The sequence below is a fragment of the Cupriavidus sp. UGS-1 genome, assembly GCF_021213615.1.
In the GTDB taxonomy this organism is placed as follows: domain Bacteria; phylum Pseudomonadota; class Gammaproteobacteria; order Burkholderiales; family Burkholderiaceae; genus Cupriavidus.
On sequence record NZ_JAJQJF010000002.1, the window covers coordinates 341,154 to 360,730 of the forward strand.

At 66.0% G+C, this 19,577-nt stretch carries 19 protein-coding genes; 2 read left to right on the forward strand and 17 right to left on the reverse strand.

From position 1 onward, the window contains the following. Positions 1–90: 90 nt before the first annotated feature. The 10 genes from wecB to rfbB form a co-directional block, all read right to left on the reverse strand. The gene (gene wecB / locus LRR16_RS04115) at positions 91–1,206 is read right to left on the reverse strand and encodes a non-hydrolyzing UDP-N-acetylglucosamine 2-epimerase (RefSeq protein WP_232204866.1); all 1,116 of its coding nucleotides are present in this window, start codon (positions 1,204–1,206) and stop codon (positions 91–93) included. Continuing rightward, the gene (locus LRR16_RS04120) at positions 1,203–2,765 is read right to left on the reverse strand and encodes a polysaccharide deacetylase family protein (protein ID WP_232204867.1); all 1,563 of its coding nucleotides are present in this window, start codon (positions 2,763–2,765) and stop codon (positions 1,203–1,205) included. The genes wecB and LRR16_RS04120 overlap by 4 nt, the downstream gene beginning before the upstream one ends. Then, a complete protein-coding gene (locus LRR16_RS04125; RefSeq protein WP_232204868.1) occupies positions 2,762–4,144 on the reverse strand; it encodes a phenylacetate--CoA ligase family protein in 1,383 nt (460 codons plus the stop codon). Before LRR16_RS04125 ends, LRR16_RS04120 begins: the two co-directional genes overlap by 4 nt. 128 nt (positions 4,145–4,272) lie before the next feature. After that, a complete protein-coding gene (locus tag LRR16_RS04130) occupies positions 4,273–5,064 on the reverse strand; it encodes an ABC transporter ATP-binding protein (RefSeq protein WP_043441848.1) in 792 nt (263 codons plus the stop codon). A 1-nt stretch (position 5,065) separates the two neighbouring features. Next, positions 5,066–5,896 (reverse strand): ABC transporter permease, encoded by an 831-nt coding sequence (locus tag LRR16_RS04135; protein WP_006575880.1) that lies wholly within the window; start codon positions 5,894–5,896, stop codon positions 5,066–5,068. A gap of 1 nt (position 5,897) precedes the next feature. Further along, a complete protein-coding gene (locus LRR16_RS04140; RefSeq protein WP_232204869.1) occupies positions 5,898–7,313 on the reverse strand; it encodes a mannose-1-phosphate guanylyltransferase/mannose-6-phosphate isomerase in 1,416 nt (471 codons plus the stop codon). A 105-nt stretch (positions 7,314–7,418) separates the two neighbouring features. Then, complete coding sequence (gene rfbC / locus LRR16_RS04145) at positions 7,419–8,006, reverse strand: dTDP-4-dehydrorhamnose 3,5-epimerase (RefSeq protein ID WP_232204870.1); 588 nt, start codon at positions 8,004–8,006, stop codon at positions 7,419–7,421. Next, complete coding sequence (gene rfbA, locus LRR16_RS04150; RefSeq protein ID WP_023264931.1) at positions 8,003–8,881, reverse strand: glucose-1-phosphate thymidylyltransferase RfbA; 879 nt, start codon at positions 8,879–8,881, stop codon at positions 8,003–8,005. The genes rfbC and rfbA overlap by 4 nt, the downstream gene beginning before the upstream one ends. Positions 8,882–8,891: 10 nt before the next feature. Then, complete coding sequence (gene rfbD, locus LRR16_RS04155) at positions 8,892–9,809, reverse strand: dTDP-4-dehydrorhamnose reductase (protein WP_232204871.1); 918 nt, start codon at positions 9,807–9,809, stop codon at positions 8,892–8,894. After that, positions 9,799–10,863, reverse strand: a complete 1,065-nt coding sequence (gene rfbB / locus LRR16_RS04160) for a dTDP-glucose 4,6-dehydratase (protein ID WP_232204872.1) — start codon at positions 10,861–10,863, stop codon at positions 9,799–9,801. Before rfbB ends, rfbD begins: the two co-directional genes overlap by 11 nt. Positions 10,864–11,099: 236 nt before the next feature. On the opposite strand from rfbB, the gene LRR16_RS04165 reads away from it, so the two are divergent. Then, a complete protein-coding gene (locus LRR16_RS04165) occupies positions 11,100–11,948 on the forward strand; it encodes a symmetrical bis(5'-nucleosyl)-tetraphosphatase (protein WP_232204873.1) in 849 nt (282 codons plus the stop codon). Between the two features lie 47 nt (positions 11,949–11,995). Here the strand turns inward: LRR16_RS04165 and LRR16_RS04170 are convergent, their stop codons facing one another. From LRR16_RS04170 to LRR16_RS04200, 7 genes are all read right to left on the reverse strand, one after another. Next, a complete protein-coding gene (locus LRR16_RS04170) occupies positions 11,996–12,802 on the reverse strand; it encodes a 1-acyl-sn-glycerol-3-phosphate acyltransferase (RefSeq protein WP_232204874.1) in 807 nt (268 codons plus the stop codon). 130 nt (positions 12,803–12,932) lie between these two features. After that, on the reverse strand, positions 12,933–14,243 hold the full coding sequence (locus tag LRR16_RS04175; protein ID WP_232204875.1) for a dihydroorotase: 1,311 nt from the start codon (positions 14,241–14,243) through the stop codon (positions 12,933–12,935). Between the two features lie 97 nt (positions 14,244–14,340). Beyond that, positions 14,341–15,312 (reverse strand): aspartate carbamoyltransferase catalytic subunit, encoded by a 972-nt coding sequence (locus tag LRR16_RS04180; protein WP_006575889.1) that lies wholly within the window; start codon positions 15,310–15,312, stop codon positions 14,341–14,343. Positions 15,313–15,430: 118 nt separating this feature from the next. After that, the gene (pyrR, locus tag LRR16_RS04185) at positions 15,431–15,994 is read right to left on the reverse strand and encodes a bifunctional pyr operon transcriptional regulator/uracil phosphoribosyltransferase PyrR (RefSeq protein WP_232204876.1); all 564 of its coding nucleotides are present in this window, start codon (positions 15,992–15,994) and stop codon (positions 15,431–15,433) included. After that, positions 15,991–16,458: a Holliday junction resolvase RuvX gene (ruvX, locus tag LRR16_RS04190; protein ID WP_232204877.1), complete on the reverse strand. Its 468-nt coding sequence runs from the start codon at positions 16,456–16,458 to the stop codon at positions 15,991–15,993. The genes pyrR and ruvX overlap by 4 nt, the downstream gene beginning before the upstream one ends. After that, positions 16,451–17,023 (reverse strand): YqgE/AlgH family protein, encoded by a 573-nt coding sequence (locus LRR16_RS04195; protein ID WP_006575892.1) that lies wholly within the window; start codon positions 17,021–17,023, stop codon positions 16,451–16,453. Before LRR16_RS04195 ends, ruvX begins: the two co-directional genes overlap by 8 nt. A 147-nt stretch (positions 17,024–17,170) precedes the next feature. Beyond that, positions 17,171–17,911, reverse strand: a complete 741-nt coding sequence (locus tag LRR16_RS04200) for a 16S rRNA pseudouridine(516) synthase (RefSeq protein ID WP_006575893.1) — start codon at positions 17,909–17,911, stop codon at positions 17,171–17,173. Between the two features lie 104 nt (positions 17,912–18,015). On the opposite strand from LRR16_RS04200, the gene LRR16_RS04205 reads away from it, so the two are divergent. Next, positions 18,016–19,551 carry a deoxyribodipyrimidine photo-lyase gene (locus tag LRR16_RS04205; RefSeq protein WP_232204878.1) on the forward strand — a complete coding sequence of 512 codons (1,536 nt, stop codon included), beginning with the start codon at positions 18,016–18,018 and terminating at the stop codon, positions 19,549–19,551. Positions 19,552–19,577 lie beyond the last annotated feature (26 nt).

Sequence of the window (19,577 nt, forward strand, 5' to 3'; positions counted from 1 at the left end):
GTCCAGAACAACACGCAATCGCCCGCTTCCGCGCCGGTTATCGCCGACGCGGATTGACGGGCGCTCGCCGTTTCGGACCTGTCGATCGCCTCAGCCACCGAAGTCCTCCATCGGCCGATCAAGCAGGCTCGCGACCACACGCGCCGACGCGCGACCGTCGCCATACGGATTGGCGCGATCGCGCAACGCGACGACACGCTGCGGGGCATCGAGCCAGTCCGCAACCGCCGCGCAAATCGACCGCGGATCCTGGCCCGCCAGCGTCGCAAAGCCGGCATCGACGCCTTCACGCCGCTCGGTATGGCTGCGCATCACGACCACCGGCACGCCGAAGGTCGGCGCCTCTTCCTGGATGCCGCCCGAATCGCTGACGACCAGGTCGCTGCGGCTGATCAGATAGAGACTGGTCGGATAGTCGACCGGCTCCACCAGCGACAGATTCGGAACGTCGCCCAGTTCACGCAACACCGGCTCGCGCACCGCCGGATTCAGGTGCACGGGGAAGATCCAGCGATGGTGGGGATAGCGGCCGCACAGTTCGCGCAGTGCGGTGCAGATACCGAGCATCACGTCGCCGAAGTTCTCGCGCCGATGGCACGTGACGAGGACCTGCGGACCGCCATGGCGCAGTTCGGGGGGCAGCTCCGGTGCATGGCCCGCCCAGCCGGCGCGCACCATTTCGATCGCGTCCACGACGGTGTTGCCGGTCGTGACGATCGTATCGGCGCGGACGCCCTCGTTCAGCAGGTTGGCGCGGGCCGATCGGGTCGGCGCAAAGTTGCGCGCGGCGATGCGGCCCAGCAGGCTGCGGTTGGCCTCCTCGGGAAAGGGACTGGCCAGATCGCCAGTGCGCAGGCCGGCCTCGACGTGCCCGACGCGTACGCCGCGATGGAACGCCGCGAGGCCCGCGCAAAAGGCCGTGGTGGTATCGCCCTGCACCAGCACCCAGTCGGGCCGTTGAGCGGCGATTGCCTCGTCCAGCTCCGCCAGCAGGCGCGATGCCAGACCGTTCAGCGATTGGCCTGGTCGCATGCAATCGAGGCCGATATCCGGCGACAGCGCGAAGTACGACATCGCCTGTTCGAGCATTTCGCGGTGCTGACCGCTGCTGCAGACCGTGACGTCGACCGCTTCGCGCAGGGCCGCGACGACAGGCGCGAGCTTGATCACCTCGGGACGGGTGCCCATCACGACCATGACTTTCATCGCGATGCCTCCCATCCGGTCGCGCACATCCGGCGGCCGTGATACTCGACCGCGAGTTGCAGTCCGTTCGATGCGCCGACCGGCACGGCGACACGATAGGCGCCCTCTTGCTCGCGCACCGACGCCCGGGCGCGATATTGCAGAAAATCCATTGCCGCCTCCTCGTGCAGGAAGAGCGGCGACTGTGCCCGCGCGCGGATATGTGCGATCAATTGTCGATGGGCGTCGATGCGGGCCGCTTCATCGGCCCAGCCATAGGCATAGCGGGCGGAAAAGGGATGATCGAGATAGCCAAACAGCGTGCCGGTCGCATGGGCACGGTCGAAGGCTTCACGATATACGGCCAGCGGATCCCCTTCCGCCAGCAAGCAGTCCCCGTGCAGCATGCATTGCTGGCTGTGGCCGACAAAGCCCGCCGGCAGATCGGCCAGCTCGCCGCCGCGCGCAAGAACGAATTCGGGGTCGTTGCGGATGATGCCGCCGATGCAGCCGGCATAGCCGAGATCGGCCAATGCCTGCAGGGCGTAGTGCGGAGTCTGGTGAAACGGCGAGACCGCATAGCGGACCTCGCGGCCAGTGACCGCGTGCAGACGGTGCGCCGAGGCCCAGCCTTCGTGCAGCGCCGCTTCGTAACTGCCGCCCCATTGCGGGGCGTGCGTCGCGGTATGCGACAGCACGGCACCGCCCTGGGCGACCAGTTCGCGCAGCAGCCCGTGCTGGCGCTCGTCCTCCAGCGTGCTGGTGTGAACCGCCAGGGAAAACGGCACGCCGGCCTCGCGGTAAGCGTCCCACAAAGGGCGTGCAGACTCGACGTCTTCGTCGCAATCCAGCCGCGACGTAATGGCCGCGTCATGGCCCCATGGCACTTCGGACAGCACGGGATGGCAGGGAAGCGTCTCCGCCCCGTGCGCCGACAGGAACTGCTCGACGATGCGCCATTCCCAGGAATCGCATGGGCCGGCGGCGCGGTTGAACCACAGCACGCTGGCTTCGTCGCGCCGTGCCAGCGCGGCATAGCTGCCCTGGCGCTGGCCATCGACGTCGATCGCGGCCAGTTCGTCGGCGCCGGTATCCATGCCGACCGCGATGCTCCAGCATGAACCGTCCGCGCGGATCGCACCGTAGCCGAGGTTGTTCCACTCGTCGGCAAAATCGAAGCGCTCGAACGGTCGGTGCCATGCCGGCAAACCCAGCGCCGCGGCAGCGCCGTTATAGCGCACCGCGGCACGGCTCGCCGCCATGCCATAACGCGGTGCCGCCACGCTGCGGCTGGCCGGCTCGAGCTCGTCCGGCAGCGCGGACGGTTGCCAGCCCAGATGGCGTGCCAGCACGTCGGAGATACGGCCAAACACGATCAGCTTGCGCCTTCCCCGAGAGAGCCATGCGATCAGGTCATCCGTCCAGGCATCCGGCATATCGACCGCTACCAGCGTCGAGACCGACGCCAGCGCGCCCCGCGACAACGCCGCCGCTTGCGACGCGCTGACCGAACGGCGCACGGCCGCGAGCACCAGTTGCCCGGCAGCCCGCGCGGAATAGGGAAAGGCGACGCCGATCATCCAGTCACCACATGCCGGAACTTGGCACGGGATCCAACCCGCACGAAGTCGTCATGGCCGACAAACGCCACGGTGAAGGCATCGCCCCAGAACGCCTTGAGCTTGGCCATGGTGTCGTCCGCACTGGCCCACGGTTCGAGCACGATGCGGAGCGTCGGCGGCGAAGTACGCAGATCGATCTGGAATTCCTGGATCCCGCCGACCCGGTGGTCCAGCATGTCCTGGATATGGTGGGTCGGATGATCGACGCCATTGATCGGCACGACGTCGTGGATGCGGCCGACCACATCGGTCAGATAGAAGCCGGTCGAACGTTCCTCGACCCGAGCCAGGTCGCCGGTGGCATAGCGCACCAGCGGCATCAGCCGGTTGCGGAAACCGGTGAACACCAGTTCGTGCGCACCGTCCGCATTGTTCTCGACCGTGCGCGACTCCGGCCATCCCTCCGACTCCAATACCTGGAAGCCGCCCTGTTCACCGTCGAGCTCGTAGGCCATCACGCCGAGTTCGGCCAGACCGTAGCGGTCGACCACCCGGCACTGCAAGGCGGCCGCAATGGTCTTCCTGGCGTGAGGCTCGAGCAGTTCACCACTGGACTCGAACACTTCGAAGGTCTTTCCGCCGCCGTACCGACGCTGCACATAGCAGGCCAACGCGTAGATGGTCGATGGATGCGCATGGACCAGATACGGCCGGCGGCGCTGCAGGGTACGCCAGATCTCTTCCAGGCCGACATCGTCGATGCGGTCGAAGAAGATATTGCTTCGGTTATTGACGAAGCATTTGAAGTCTTCACGGGACGGCCACTGCGGGACCGCCATATCGGGAAAGCGACAGGCGAAATGCAGTTCCGATCGATGGCCCGACTTGCCGATGCGCTCGCGCGCATAGCGCGTGACGGCCGACGAATAATCGGCCGCTTCCTGATCGTAGTAGATGGTGCAGGACAGCCCGGTCGAGCCGCCCGTCTTGCACGCGTGGTGCCGCAGTTCGGCCAGCGGGCGCGAGAGCAGGCGTTCGCCCTGCTCGCGGATGATGTCCTTGGTCAGGTAAGGCAGGACCTCCAGTCGACGCGGATCCTCGGCCGCACGCTGTGGATCGAAGCCGACCTGGCGGAACAGGTCGCGATAGTACGGCACATGGGTGCCGGCGAAGGCCAGGATGTCTCCAAGCCGCTTTTGCGCGATACGGCGCCGTTCGGCAATCGGCTTGGCGTAGTAGCGGCGGAGCTCCGCCACCTTCGGCGTGACGCTGCGGCGCTCCCGCCGTTCGGCGATCGGATAGCCGATATAGCCGCCGACCACGCCCTTCAGCGTGCGCAGCGGCTGGCGAGCAAAAACGAGTTCGCCATAACGAAGCAGGGGATGATCAGCTCGCATAGTAAATGTCATGTCGCTCATAGGGCTGACCGCACTGTGTTCGGGAAAGCCGCCGATGGTCGGGTTGGGCTTTCCATGGCGCCTGTCGGTACGCAGGCGTCCTTGTTATCGATATCCGCCGACGCGCCTCAGCCGACCGAGCTCGCCGCGAGGCCGGCAGCCTCCGTTGTCGCCGCCTCCTCCTTGGCCGGGGCTGCGGCCACCACTGGCTCGTCCGAGACGATCCGGCCGTGTTCCATCTTGATCTGCCGATTGCAGACTCGCGCCACCAGCTTCGGGTCATGCGACGCCAGCACCAGGATCGAAGCCTTACCGACCAGCTCGTCCAGGCGCTTGGCAGCCTTCAGGCTGAAGTCGGCGTCGCCCACGCTGAGCCATTCGTCCATGATCAGGATGTCGGCCTCGACACTGGTCGAGATGGCGAAGGCCAGCCGCAGCATCATTCCGCTCGAGTACGTGCGAACGGGCAGGTTCAGGTAATCGCCAAGTTCGCTGAACTCGGCGATGTCGTCGATCTTGCTTCGAATGCGCGCAGGCCGCAGGCCGTCGAGAATGCCGCGCAGATAGATGTTCTCGAATCCGGTCGCGTCGGGGTCCAGCCCCATCGACACGTCGAGCAGCGAGGCGATCTTGCCACGCGTATGCAGTTCGCCGCTGACGGGCGCATAGACGCCCGACAGCGTGCGCAACAGCGTGGTCTTGCCGGAGCCGTTGTGGCCCACGAGTGCGACCCGCTCACCATCCGCGAAGCGAAAGCTGAGCCGATCGAGCGCAGTCACGATCGCGTGCTTGCCGGCATCCTGTCCGATCCGGCCACCTGTGGTCAGGTTCAGCACGGCCTTCTTCAGAGAACGGTGCGAGTTCTCGTAAATCGGAAAGGCGACGGAGATGTCTTTTGCAACGATGGATGAGGTCACGATGTTACAGCCAGTATGGAACGCGATTGCGGTATCGGCTCATCAGATACTGCGCAAACGCGAATCCCAGAATCAGCAGCCCGAACGACCAGGCCCACGATTCCCAAAGCATCGGCCTGCCGGTAATCGGCGCGCGGATCGTTTCAATGAGGTGATACAGCGGGTTCATGTGGGCAATCCAGGAACGATCCTTCAGGATCTCCGGCATCCACATCACCGGCGTGAAGAAGAAAATCACCTGAACCAGGTTCGTCACGATCGGCGGAATATCGCGGAAGCGGGCGCACAGCACGCCCAGTGAGACGCCGACCCAGATGCCGTGCAACAGCAGCATGGCGAGGCCAACCGGCACGAGCAGGAACTCCCATGTCGGCCAGTGACCGAAGCCCACCATCAGGATGATCACCACCGGCAGGCTGTGCAGCAGGATGACGAAATTCCGCCACGCGATGCGGCATACATGTACGGTCAGCGGGATGCGTATCTGCTTGATCAGATAGGCCGAGCCGATGAACGCGGTACAGCCCTCGTTGGCGACGGAGGCCAGGTATTGCCAGACCACCAGGCCGATCGCCAGATACGGCAGATAGTCCGAGATTTCCTGCTGCAGCAGCGTCGAGTACAGCGCGCCCAGCACGATCACCATGATCGCCGTGCTCAACGTGAACCAGAACGGCCCGATCACCGAGCGCCGATAGCGCTGGCGGATGTCATGCCAGCCCAGCGTGCCCCAGATACGGGACGCACGCATGCCCACCAGCATGTCGTCGCTATGGCTATGCCGGGTGATATCGTCGGTGTCGTAGCTGTGTTCAGCTGCTGCGGTTTCCGCCATGTCATGCACGTCCGTAAATGTCCTCGAAGCGGACGATATCGTCCTCGCCGAGATACTCGCCGCTCTGCACTTCGATCATGACCAGATCGACCACGCCCGGATTCTCGAGCCGGTGCTTGTGGCCCGCCGGGATATAGGTCGATTCGTTGATCGCGACGAAGAACTCCTTGTCGCCGTTGACGACCTTCGCCATGCCGCTGACGACGATCCAGTGTTCGCTGCGATGGTGATGCATCTGCAGGCTCAGGCTGGCGCCGGGCTTGACTTCGATACGCTTGATCTTGAAGCGCGGGCCCTCTTCCAGCACCGTATAGGTGCCCCAGGGCCGATGCACGGTCCGATGCAGGCGGTGCGCCTCATGGCCTTGCGCCTTGAGCTTGGCGAACACGTGCTTGACGTCCTGCGCCCGTTCCCGGTTGGCGATCAGCAGTGCATCGGGGGTGTCGATCACGATCAGGCCTTCCACGCCGACCGCGCCGATCAACCGGTCGCGGCTCACCAGATAGCAGTCGCTGACGTCATGCAACAGCGCCTCGCCTTCGACGCGGTTGCCCTTGTCGTCGGCCTTCGACAGTTCGCTCAGCGCGGCCCAGGAGCCGATGTCGCTCCAGCCGATGGAGCACGGCACCACCGCGGCCCGCGTGCATTTTTCCATCACGGCGTAGTCGATCGAGTCTTCCGGCACCGCGGCGAAGCTCTCCTGCTCCAGTTCGACCTGGGCCCAGCCCTTCGCCGTGGCGACGCGCGATCTGGCGAGGCTGGCCTCGGTAGCCTGCAGGATATCCGGCGCATGCTCCTTCAGCTCGCGCAGCATGGCGCCCGCGGTAAAGCAGAACATGCCGGAATTCCACAGGAACCGCTGCGATGCCAGATACTCGCGCGCCTTTTCCAGCGATGGCTTTTCGACGAAACGCAGTACCTTATTGCCATCGGCCTCGATATAGCCATAGCCGGTCTCGGGCGACTCCGGATGGATACCGAAGGTCACGATGCGGCCTTCGCGCGCCAGCGCCTCGGCCTGCTGAACGGCGTCGCGGAACGCGTCCTGATTGGCGATCAGATGATCGGCGGCGAGCACCAGCACCACGGCATCGTCGCCATGGGTCTGCGCGACGCGCAGCGACGCTGCCGCGACCGCGGCGGCGGTGTTCCGGCCGAGCGGCTCGAGGATGTACGAGGTAGCGCAATGTTGTTCATTGACGGCACGGAATTCGTCCTCCGTCTTGAAGAACAGCTCCCGGTTCGTGACCGTGAGGATTTCCGCCACGCCCGGCAGAGCTGCCGCGCGCAAGAATGCTTTCTGCAGCAGGCTCTGACCATCCGACAGACGGATGAACGGCTTCGGATGCAGTTCACGCGACACGGGCCACAGCCGGGAACCGGCGCCACCGCACAGGATGATGGGTACCAAACTCACATGTTCCTCACAATGCGCGTCAATCGTTGCGCTTGGTGTTGCGTTTCAAATGTCGACGTTGGATCTGGGCCGCAAGGCACACTCCCGTCGGAATCCGGCATCGGGTCAGCCGCGCCCCTGCACCTGCAGCGATGGATCGTCCATCGAGAACAGGTCCGCTTCGGCGAGCGGCTTGCCGGCGGCGTCCTTCGCGGCCAGCATGGGGTTCCCGTCGGTCGGCCAGTCGATGCCCAGGGCCGGGTCGCTCCACAACAAGCTACGCTCGTATTCGGGATACCAATAATCGGTAGTCTTGTACAGGAACTCGGCATGGTCGGACGTCACGAGGAATCCATGCGCAAAGCCTTCGGGCACCCATAACTGGCGCTTGTTCTCCGCCGAGAGCGTGACGCCGACCGCCTTGCCGAAGGTGGGGGAACCCTTGCGGATATCCACCGCCACATCGAACACCTCGCCCGCGACCACGCGGACGAGCTTGCCCTGGGGATGCTGGATCTGATAGTGAAGACCGCGCAGCACGCCACGCGCCGAACGCGAATGGTTGTCCTGCACGAAGACCCGGTTCAAGCCCGTCGCCTCGGCGAACTGCCTGGCGTTGAAGCTTTCGAAGAAAAACCCGCGTTGATCGCCAAAGACCTTGGGCTCGAGGATCAACACCTCCGGGATTTCGGTGCGAATGACGTTCAGGCTCATTTGATGGCCTCCGACAGGATCTGCATCAGGTAGGCGCCATAGCCGTTCTTCGACAGAGGGCGCGCCAGTTCGGCAACCTGATCGGCGGAGATCCATTTATTGCGGAACGCAATTTCCTCGGGACACGCGACCATCAATCCCTGCCGGCTCTGCAGCGTCGCGATGAAGCTGGCAGCCTCCAGCAGCGAATCGTGCGTGCCGGTGTCCAGCCAGGCGTAGCCGCGGCCCATGATCTCGACCTCGAGTTGCGCCATCGCGAGGTAACGCTTGTTGACGTCGGTGATCTCGAGTTCGCCACGTGCGGACGGCTTGATCTCGGCCGCGATATCGCAGACCTGGTTGTCGTAGAAATAGAGTCCCGTCACCGCATAGTTCGAGCGCGGCTTCAGCGGCTTTTCCTCCAGCGACATCGCCCGGAAGTTCTCGTCGAACTCGACCACGCCGTAGCGTTCGGGATCGTGCACGTGATAGGCGAACACCGTCGCGCCGTCTTCCTTCGCGCACGCTCGCGTCAGCTGGCTGACCAGGTCATGGCCGTGGAAGATGTTGTCCCCCAGGATCAGGGTCGAAGGATCATTGCCGATGAAATCGCGGCCGATCAGGAACGCCTGGGCCAGCCCATCTGGCGATGGCTGGACCGCGTATTGCAGATTCAGTCCCCATTTGCTGCCATCGCCAAGCATTTCCGCGAAGCGCGGCGTATCTTCCGGCGTTGATATAACGAGGATGTCACGAATCCCCGCCAACATGAGCGTCGACAGGGGATAGTAGATCATCGGCTTGTCGTAGACAGGCAGCAGTTGCTTCGACACCGAGCGGGTGATGGGATAAAGGCGAGTGCCGGAGCCCCCGGCCAGGATGATGCCCTTGCGCATGGCGAACCACTCAGGAAAGGATCTGGTCCAGCAGGTGGGCGATGCCCTGCTGCCAGTCCGGAAAATGAATGCCGAACGTATCGCGCAACTTGCTGGTGTCCAGGCGCGAATTCGCCGGCCTTGGCGCCGGCAGCGGATACTCGGTGGACGCGATCGCCGCCACCCGGTCGGACCCGACCTTCAGCGCAATGCCCTTGGTTTCCGCGTGGCGCAGCACCGCCGTCGCATAGCCATGCCAACTCGTTTCGCCCGCGGCGGCGAGGTGATAGACGCCTCCAGCGAAGCCCGCGCGATCGCCGTGCAACCAATGGCGCGCGACAATCTGGGCCGTCACGTCGGCGATCAGCGACGCAGTGGTCGGAGCGCCGAACTGGTCGGCAATGACACGCAGCGCGTCGCGCTCCGACGCGAGCCGCAGCATCGTCTTGGCGAAATTGGCACCGTGCGCGCCGGCCACCCAGCAGGTGCGCAGCACCAGTGCATCGGCACCGGCTGCCGCGATGGCCTGCTCGCCTGCGAGCTTGCTCTTGCCGTAGACCGATTGGGGGTCGACCGGATCGGTCTCGACATACGGGCTCGTCTTGCGGCCGTCGAACACGTAATCGGTCGAGTAATGGACCAGCAGGCCGCCGAGCTCCCGCACCTCCTCGGCGAGTACGCCGGGGGCCACGCCATTGATGGCGTGAGCCAGCTCAGGCTCGCTCTCGGCCTTGTCTACCGCGGTGTAGGCGGCGGGATTGACGACGATGTCCGGGCGGACCTCCCGCACGACGCGACGAAGCTGCTCCGGGTCGGCCAGATCGCAGGCATTGCGGTCCAGCGCGACGACGCGGCCTAGCGGTGCCAGGCTGCGGCGCAGCTCGAAACCAACCTGGCCATTGCTTCCAGTGACGAGAAGGGTCGGGACACGGGAGCTTTCACGCCGCATACTGCTTCGCCACCCAATTCCGATATTCCCCGGACATCACGTCCTGCACCCAGGCCTGATTGTCCAGATACCACTGCACCGTCTTGCGCAGCCCGGTCTCGAAAGTCTCCGCCGGCTTCCAGCCAAGTTCGCGCTCTAGCTTGCGGGCGTCGATCGCATAGCGCCGGTCGTGGCCAGGGCGGTCCTTGACGAAGGTGATCTGGTCCCGGTAGGAGCCCGAGGCCTTTGGCTTCAGTTCGTCCAGCAGGTCGCACAGCGTGTGGACCACGTCCAGGTTGGTCTTCTCGTTCCAGCCGCCGACGTTGTACGTTTCGCCGAGCCGGCCGCGCGCGAGCACCTCGCGGATCGCGGCGCAGTGGTCGCCTACATACAGCCAGTCGCGTACGTTCAGGCCATCGCCGTAGACAGGCAGCGGCTTGCCGCCAAGCGCGTTGGCGATCATCAGCGGGATCAGCTTTTCGGGGAAGTGATACGGCCCGTAGTTGTTCGAGCAGTTGGTCGTCAGGACCGGCAGCCCGTAGGTGTGGTGGTAGGCGCGGACCAGATGGTCGGAGCCTGCCTTCGAAGCCGAATACGGGCTGTTGGGCGCGTAGGCCGTCGTCTCCGAGAACGGCGGATCGTTCGGTCCGAGCGAGCCGAACACCTCGTCGGTCGACACGTGCAGGAAGCGGAAGGCGCCCTTGCGAGCGTCGTCGAGGCCGCTCCAGTAGGCGCGCACGGCTTCGAGCAGGGTGAAGGTGCCGACGATATTGGTCTGGATGAACTCGCCGGGGCCGTGGATCGAGCGGTCGACGTGGCTTTCGGCGGCGAAGTGCAGGACTGCGCGGGGCTGGTACTCGGCCAGCAGCCGGTCCAGCGCGGCGCGATCGCAGATGTCGGTGCGCGAGAAAATGTGACGTGGATTGCCCTCGAGCGAGGCAAGCGTCTTCAGGTTGCCGGCGTACGTGAGCTTGTCGACATTGACGACGCTGTCGGCGTCGGCATTGCCAAGCCAGTTCAAGACGAAATTGGCGCCAATGAAACCGGCGCCCCCTGTCACGAGGATGTGCGGCAAACCCCTTTCTCCCTAACTATCGATATGTTTCGAAAACGGGACAATAGCCCGGCGCCCGCCTTGATCCGTTTGGGGGACGGCAGGATCATCAGTGTTCTCAGAAGTGGCGGTATTCTATCCGAGCGCCCCCCCGGGATTACCCGGGCCAGTCATCTTTTTGTAGCCTGTTGTAACGGCTCACGCCCCCCCTCTTTACAATCGACAAAAAGCCGCCTCCGGCTCTCTTTTTTACCTCTATGCCCCATTCCTCGGTGCCAGCCCCTTACCCCTACGCCGTCGGCGACCTGCAAGGTTGCTGTCCCTCCCTGGAACAACTTGTCACCAAAATCCCCGACGATGCGCCACTTCGCTTCGTCGGGGATCTGGTAAACCGCGGGCCGGCGTCGCTGGATACCTTGCGGAGAGTCCGGGCAATGGGTAAGCGGGCCGAGTCGGTGCTGGGCAACCACGATATCCATCTATTAGCCGTCGCCGCCGGCGTACGCAATCCGGGTTCGTCTGACACGCTCGATGACATCCTTCAGGCGCCGGACCGGGAGGAACTGCTGCACTGGCTGCGCCACCGGCCGCTGGCCCTCCATGAGAACGGCTTCCTGCTGATCCACGCCGGCGTGCTGCCCCAATGGACCGTCGAGCAGACGCTCGAGCTTGCCGGCGAAGTCGAGCGGAAGCTACAGGGACCGGACTGGAAAGCATTTCTCGCGGATGTTTTTGGTAATGCAGCGAACCGCTGGCACGAGGGGCTGCGCGGCATCGAGCGGCATCGCGTCGTGATCAATGCGCTGACCCGGTTGCGCTTCTGTACCCTCGACGGGGTGATGGACTTCAAGACCAAGGAGGGATTGGGCAAGGCGCCCGATGGCTTCCTGCCCTGGTTCGACGTGCCGGCACGCCGCACCGGCGATACCACGATCGTCTGCGGCCACTGGTCCACGTTGGGGCTGGTGATGCGGCCCGACCTGATGGCGCTGGATACCGGCTGCGTCTGGGGCGGCCGGCTGACCGCAGCGCGCTTGGCGCCCGATCCGGCCGACCGCGAGGTCATCCAGGTCGATTGCCCGCAATATTGTGATCCTTTAGGCTGATTTTGTCATCCCCTCGACGGGATGTCGGTGTGCAGGCGCACCGACGATCAGACCGGATTGCCGGTGGCCGTGGTTTCCGCCGCGGTGGCGGACGGTCCGCCGGCGGGCACCGCCGTCTCGCCCTCTAGTTGCCGGCACAACGCGACCACGCCTTCGCGCGCATGCTCGGCCAGCGCACGGCGCCCGCCGCCGTCCGCCTGAAGCGGCTGGCCGAACGCGATCTGCGCGATGATTGGTGGCGAGTGCAGGATCGCGTCGAGCGTCTGCAACAGCGTCAAGTCGCCGATATAGGCCGGCGCGACGGTGCGCTCCCCGGTGGCGGCGTCGCAATAGCGCAGCGCCACCGGCAGCACCGGCAGGCCCGCAGAGATTGGCGCCTGCATCAGGTTGGCGTGGAACGGCAGCACGTCGGTGCCATCAGTGGTGGTGCCTTCCGGGAACACGCAGACGCGATCGCCCTGCAGCATGCAGTCGGTGATGTCGTGCAGCACGCGGTGCGCGTCGCGCTTGCGGCCGCGTTCGATGAACAGCGTGCCGGTCTGCTCGCACAGCCAGCCGATCAGCGGCCAGTCGCGGATCTCCGACTTGGCGACGAAGCGGGACGGCTCCCAGCTGTGCATCACGAAGATATCGAGCCAGGAGATATGGTTGGCGACGATCATGGCGCCGCGCCCGGTCGCCGGAACGGGACCGATCAGTTCGATGTCGACGCCGCAGATGCGCAGCAGCCGGCGCGACCAGCGGCGGATATGCCATTGGCGCGATGTCTTGCCGAGCCAAGGGAACAGGACCGCGCAGGTCAGCAGACCGCGCAGCAGGTGCAGGCAGAGGGCGAGCTTGCGCAGGGCGATCATGGGATGGAGCAGAAGTGGCAAGAGCAAGCGGGCATGGTTTGCCAGTGGCGGTCGCCCTCTCCCCCGGCCCCTCTCCCGCAAGCGGGCGAGGGGAGCATTGGTCGGGAAAAGACAGCGCTGCCCGCGGCCGTCAGCGGGCGGCCACCGCCTCGCCGTTGCGCGGCTGGCCGGCCAGCTCGTAGACCAGCTGGCCGCCGACCAGCGTGGCCGTGACCCGGCCTCGCATCTCGTAGCCGAGCCACGGCGAGTTCTTGCCCTGGCTCTTCAGCGAGCGGCGCTCGACCTTCCACACGGCATTCGGATCGAACAGGCAGACGTCGGCCGCGCCGCCGACCGCGAGCCGGCCGGCAGGCAGGCCGATCACGCGTGCCGGCTCGCTGGTGATGCGACCCAGCGCCTTGACCAGCGGCACCTTGTGTTCGTCGGCCCAGCGCAGCGTCAGCGGCAGCAGCAGTTCGAGCCCGGTCGCGCCCGGCGTGGCTTCGGCGAATGGCAGCAACTTCTCGTCGTCGTCGACCGGCGTGTGGTCTGAGCACAGCGCGTCGATGGTGCCGTCGGCCAGCGCGGCGACGATGGCGTCGCGATCGCGCCCGCTGCGCAGCGGCGGCGAGAAGCGCATCTGCGAATTGAAGTAGCCGATGTCCATGTCGGTCAGCGCGACGTGGTGGATGTTGACGTCGCAGGTGACCGGCAGCCCCTCGCGCTTGGCCTGCCGCACCAGTTCCAGGCCCGCCGACGACGACAGCCGGCACAGGTGGACGCGCGCGCCGGTGGAGCGCATCAGCTCGAAGATCGTATGCAGCCGCACGGTCTCCGCGATCACCGAGACGCCCGACAGCCCGAGCCGCGACGCGACCGCGCCGCTGGCCGCGACGCCGCCGCCCAGGTACGGGTCTTCGGGCCGCAGCCAGACCGTGAAGCCGAAGGTCTGCGCGTACTGCAACGCGCGCAGCAACACCTGGGTGTTGAGGATCGGCGCCTCGGCCTGCGAGAAGCCGACGCAGCCGGCTTCGGTCAGCTGCGACATTTCGGTCAGCACCTCGCCCTTCAGGCCCAGCGTCAGCGCACCGAGCGGGTACACATGGGTCTGGTTCAGCGTGCGGGCGCGGTACTTCAGCATCTCGACCAGGCCCGGCTCGTCGAGCACCGGGTCGGTATCGGGCGGGCACACCAGGCTGGTGACGCCGCCGGCGGTGGCCGCGGCCACTTCGGATTCGAGCGTGGCCTTGTATTCGTAGCCCGGCTCGCGCAGCCGGGCCGACAGGTCGACCAGGCCCGGGCAGACGATCAGTCCGCTGGCGTCGATGGTCTTGTTGGCCTGGAAGTCGGCCGGCGCGTTGCCGATGCCGACGATCTTGCCGGCGGCCAGGAACAGGTCCTGCTGGGCATCGATATTGCCGGCCGGGTCGATCAGGCGGCCACCCTTGATGTGGATCTTCATATCGTGTCGCTTGCTATCGCTTGCCATTGCGGCTTGTTTTGGTGCCTGGCGACCGTCACGAGGCCGACGATTGCCCGGTGGATCGCGCTTCAGTCATTCAGTCGTTGTTGCCGGCGACGATGCCCATCACCGCCATCCGCACCGCGATGCCGAAGGTGACCTGGTTCAGGATCACCGACTGCGGACCGTCGGCCACGGCCGAATCGATTTCGACGCCGCGGTTCATCGGCCCGGGGTGCATCACGATCGCGTCGGGCTTGGCCAGGGCCAGACGTTCGGGCGTCAGGCCGAAGGCCTTGAAGTATTCCTGCGCCGACGGCAGCAGCGCGCCGCTCATGCGCTCGTTCTGCAGCCGCAGCATGATGATCACGTCGACGCCCTTGAGCCCCTCTTCCATGTTGTGGAAGACGCGCACGCCCATCTGCTCGAGGCCCGACGGCAGCAGCGTGCGCGGACCGATCGCACGCACCTCGGGCACGCCCAGCGTGGTCAGCGCGTGGATGTCCGAGCGCGCCACCCGCGAGTGCAGGATGTCGCCGACGATCGCGACGGTCAGCTTGGTGAAGTCCTGCTTGTAATGCCGGATCGTGTACATGTCCAGCAGGCCCTGCGTCGGGTGCGCATGGCGGCCATCGCCGGCGTTGATCACGTGCACGTGCGGCGCGACATGCTCGGCGATCAGATAGGGCGCGCCCGAGCTGGCATGCCGCACCACGAACATGTCGGCCGACATCGCCGACAGGTTGTTGATGGTGTCGAGCAGCGATTCGCCCTTGCTGGTCGACGAGGCATTGATGTTCAGGTTCAGCACGTCCGCGGACAGCCGCTTGGCGGCGATCTCGAACGTGGTGCGGGTCCGCGTCGAGTTCTCGAAGAACAGGTTGAACACGCTCTTGCCGCGCAGCAGCGGCACCTTCTTGACGTCGCGGTCGGAGTCCGACAGCGACACGAACTGGCTGGCGGTGTCGAGGATGTGCGTGATCATGTCGCGCGACAGCCCCTCGATGGACAGCAGATGCTTGAGCTCGCCGTTCCTGGTGAGCTGCGGGTTGCGGAACGTCTTGGTCATGGGTGAGGCGTGGGCGGGTGCGGTTTGGCTCGGTACGGGTGCGCGGGTGCTGTGCTTGCGTTGGCTCGGGCGGCTCTGCTTGTTCTACTGCTGGTCTGCCTGCTGGTCTGCTTTCCGTTCAGCCCGCGGCGGAACCGTGGTTGCCGTTCAGCGTTTCGGTGGCGAAGGAAAAACGGATGCCGGCGCCCTCGCCTTCGCGCGACAACACCAGGTTGGTGCCGCGCGGCAGCGTGATCCGCTCGCCGACGAAGTCCGCCGCGATCGGCAACTCGCGGCCGCCGCGATCGACCAGCGTGGCCAGCGCAACGCGCGCAGGCCGCCCGTAGTCGAACAACTCGTTGACCGCGGCGCGGATGGTACGGCCGGTGGCCAGCACATCGTCGATCAGCAGCACCTGGCTGTCCTGCACCGAAAACGGCAGCGTGCTCGGCTGCGCCTGGCTGTGCAGGCCCTTCTTCGCGTAATCGTCGCGGTGGAAGGCCACGTTGATCACGCCGTAATGCGGCAACTGCAGATCGGCGGCCAGCCGCTCCGCGATCCACGCGCCACCCGAATAGATGCCGGCGATCGACCAGGGCGCACCGCCCGAAGCGGAGCCCGAGGGCGCGGACAGCATCCCTTGCACGTGGTCACGCAGCGCGCGGTACAGCGCCTCGGCGTCGAGAGTGACGTTGGAAATCATAGCGGGAGTTGGTCGAAATACTGTTGCAGGATGATGCGGGCCGCCTCGTGGTCGAGCGCCCCGGGCCTGGCGCCGGACGCCTGGGCCTCCAGGGAGCTATAGCGCTCGTCGACCCAGGTCACCGGCAGATTGAAGCGGCCGTTCAGCTGATTGCCGAAGCGTCGCGCCAGCTTGGTCGCCGGCTGTTCGCCGCCGTCAGGCGTCAGGGGCAGTCCAACGACAAGATGCACCGGCGCCCATTCTTCAATCAGCGCGGCGACGGCCTCGAAGCGCCCTTCGACGGTGATGTTCGGCAGGATGGTCAGCGGCCGCGCCTCCCGCGTGATGAAGTTGCCCAGCGCCACGCCGATCTTGCGCTCGCCGTAATCGAAGCCCAATACGGTGCCATCGGTGGGCACGGCGGACACTGGCGGGCCTTGCGGCGCCGGCTTGTGGAGCGGCGTGGCCGCGTCCGCGCTAGGCATGCCCCGCCTCGCCGGAGAGCATGGTGATGTCGATGCCCAAAAGGCGAATGGCGGCGGCGAAGCGCTCCTCGGGCGGAACGCTGAATACGATCTCGGGGTCGGCCTGCACGGTCAGCCAGCCGTTGCGGCTGAGCTCTTCCTCCAGTTGGCCCGCGCCCCAGCCGGCGTAGCCGAGCGTCAGCAGGAAGCGGTGCGGACCGCTGCCGTTGGCGACCGCCTCGAGCACGTCCTTGGAGGTAGTCATCTCCAGGCCGCCCGGCACCGTCAGCGACGACACATAGACGCCGACCGGGTCGTGCAGCACGAAGCCGCGCTCGGTCTGCACCGGGCCGCCGAAATAGACGGGTTGTTGCGCAACGGGCTGGATTTCGAGCTTGAGATCGATCTTGTCGAACAACGTGGCCATGTCGATGTCGATCGGCCGGTTGATCACCAGGCCGAGCGCGCCACGCTCGTTGTGTTCGCAGATGTAGACGACGGCGCCGGTAAAAGTCGGATCCGCCATGCCGGGCATGGCGATCAGGAATTGATTCGTCAGATTGATGGGGGCTGCGGACGTCGCCATGCGTTGCATTTTATCAAATCAGCGCCAATGTTCCGGAAAAGATTCCCTCGTCCGGGCCCGCGCGGGGATTGGGATGGTGCGCGCCGCCGCACAGCCGTTGCATCGCAGCATCGGGGCCGCGGTGAGCCTTGCCGCCCAGTCCCCGCCTCAATCCTTGCGCGCCAGTTCGGCCAGATCCGCCGGCGTCAGCCAGCGCCATTCGCCGGGCGCGAGCGCCGGATCCAGCGCCAGTCCGCCGATGCGGCTGCGATGCAGCGCGGCGACATGGTTGCCCGCCGCGGCGACCATCCGCTTGACCTGATGATACTTGCCTTCGGCCAGCGTCAGCCGCAGCGCGCGTTCGCCGACGATCTCGCAGGCCAGCGCCGCGATCGGGGCGGGTTCGTCCTCGAGCTGGACGCCTTCGCGCAGCGCCGCGGCCTGGGCCTCGGTGGCCGGCTCCGCGGTCGTGACCTCGTAGACCTTGGGCACCTTGCGCTTGGGCGAGGTCTGCGCGTGGATGAACTGGCCGTCGTCGCTGAGCAGCAGCAGCCCGGTGGTGTCCTGGTCGAGCCGGCCGACCGCCTGCACGCCGCGCTCGCGCAGCGGCACCGGCAACAGCGTGTAGACGCTCGGATGATGCAGCGGCCGCTGCGAGCATTCGTATCCCGTCGGCTTGTGCAGCATCAGGTAGGCCTTCTCGTGGCAGACCCACGCCTCGCCATCGACGGTCAGCCGCAGCCCTTCGAGCACGAATTCCGCGCGCGGGTCCTCGCACAGTTCGCCATCGACCTCGACCATGCCGGCCGCCACCAGATCCCCGCAATAGCGGCGCGTGCCGAAGCCCTGCGATTGCAGGATGCGGTCCAGCGGCGTGGTCTTGGGCGGTTTGGCGGTCTTCGAGCTCATCGGCGATCAGGGAAAGCGGCGCGTTGCAGGGGGGAATGGCGCAGGGGGCCATGCTACGGTAAACGGTCGCGCGGCTGGCGGCGCAGCCTTCTCGGAGATCGAGTTTGAACCCATCCCCCCATCGCGAGCCGTACCGCGTCGGCCGTTCGTTCGACCGCGCACTGGTCTGGTTTCGCCGCGACCTGCGCGTGGACGACCACGCGGCGCTGCATTATGCCCTCAAGCATGCGCGCCGGGTATGGTGCGTATTCGTATTCGATCGGGACATCGTCGCCCCTTTGTTGGCTCGCGGCTTGACCAGCGATCGCCGCGTGGCCTTCATCCTCGCCTCGCTGGCTCCGCTGGACGCCGCGTTGCGGGCGGCAGGCGGCGGCCTGATCGTGCTGCACGCCGCCGCGCGTACGGCGATCCCCCGGCTCGCCCGGGAGCTCGACGTACAGGCCGTCTTCGCCAACCATGACTACGAGCCTGCGGCCATCGAGCGCGACCGCGCCGTGGCCGACGCGCTGGCCGCCGATGCGCGCATCTGGTTCACCTTCAAGGATCAGGCCGTGTTCGAGCGCGACGAGATCCTGAACGGCCAGGGCAAACCCTTCTCGGTATTCACGCCATACAAGAACGCCTGGCTGAAGGCGCTGCAGCCCTTCGATCTGCGGCCCTACCCGGTCGCGCCCTATCTGCATGCGCTGGCGCCGCTGCCGGCGGCGCACGACCGTCCGCTGCCCACGCTGGAGGCGCTGGGCTTCACGCCGCCCGAGCCGCAGGCGATGCCGCTCGTTCCGGGCAGCCCCGGCGCGCATGCCCTGTTCGATGCCTTCCTCGACCGGCTGGGCGACTATGCGCGCCGGCGCGATTTCCCTGCCGTGCGCGGGCCCAGTTATCTGTCGGTGCATCTGCGTTTCGGCACCATCTCGATCCGCACGCTGGCGCGCGCCGCGCATGCGGCGATGCTGCAAGGCGGTGCCGATGCCGGCGGCGCGGCGGCGTGGTTGTCGGAACTGATCTGGCGCGACTTCTATTTCATGGTGCTGCACCATCGCCCGGACCTGGCCGATGGCCGCTCGTACCACGCCGCCTATGACGCGATCCGCTGGCGCACCGGACCCATCGCCGAGCAGTATTTCGGCGCGTGGTGCGAGGCGCGTACCGGCTATCCGCTGGTCGATGCCGCGATGCTTCAGCTGCGCCAGAGCGGCTATATGCACAACCGCCTGCGCATGGTCAGCGCCAGCTTTCTGGTCAAGGATCTGGGCATCGACTGGCGCCGCGGCGAAGCGTTGTTCGCGGACCTGCTCACCGATTACGACTTCGCGGCGAACAATGGCGGCTGGCAGTGGGCCGCATCGACCGGGTGCGACGCGCAGCCGTGGTTCCGGATCTTCAATCCCGTCACGCAGTCCCGCAAGTTCGATCCCGAGGGCCGCTTCATCCGGCACTACCTGCCGCAGCTGGCCGATCTGCCGGACAGGTATCTGCACGCGCCGTGGACCGCGCCAGAGGCGGTGCTGGCCGCGGCCGGCATCACGCTGGGCAAGGACTATCCGCGTCCGCTTGTGCAGCATGACGTGGCACGGCAGGAAACGCTGCAGCGGTATGCGGTGGTGAAGGTGGGGGCCGCGGCAGCGACGGGATCGGCATAGCGGGCGCCTTGCCCGCTCCCCCAACC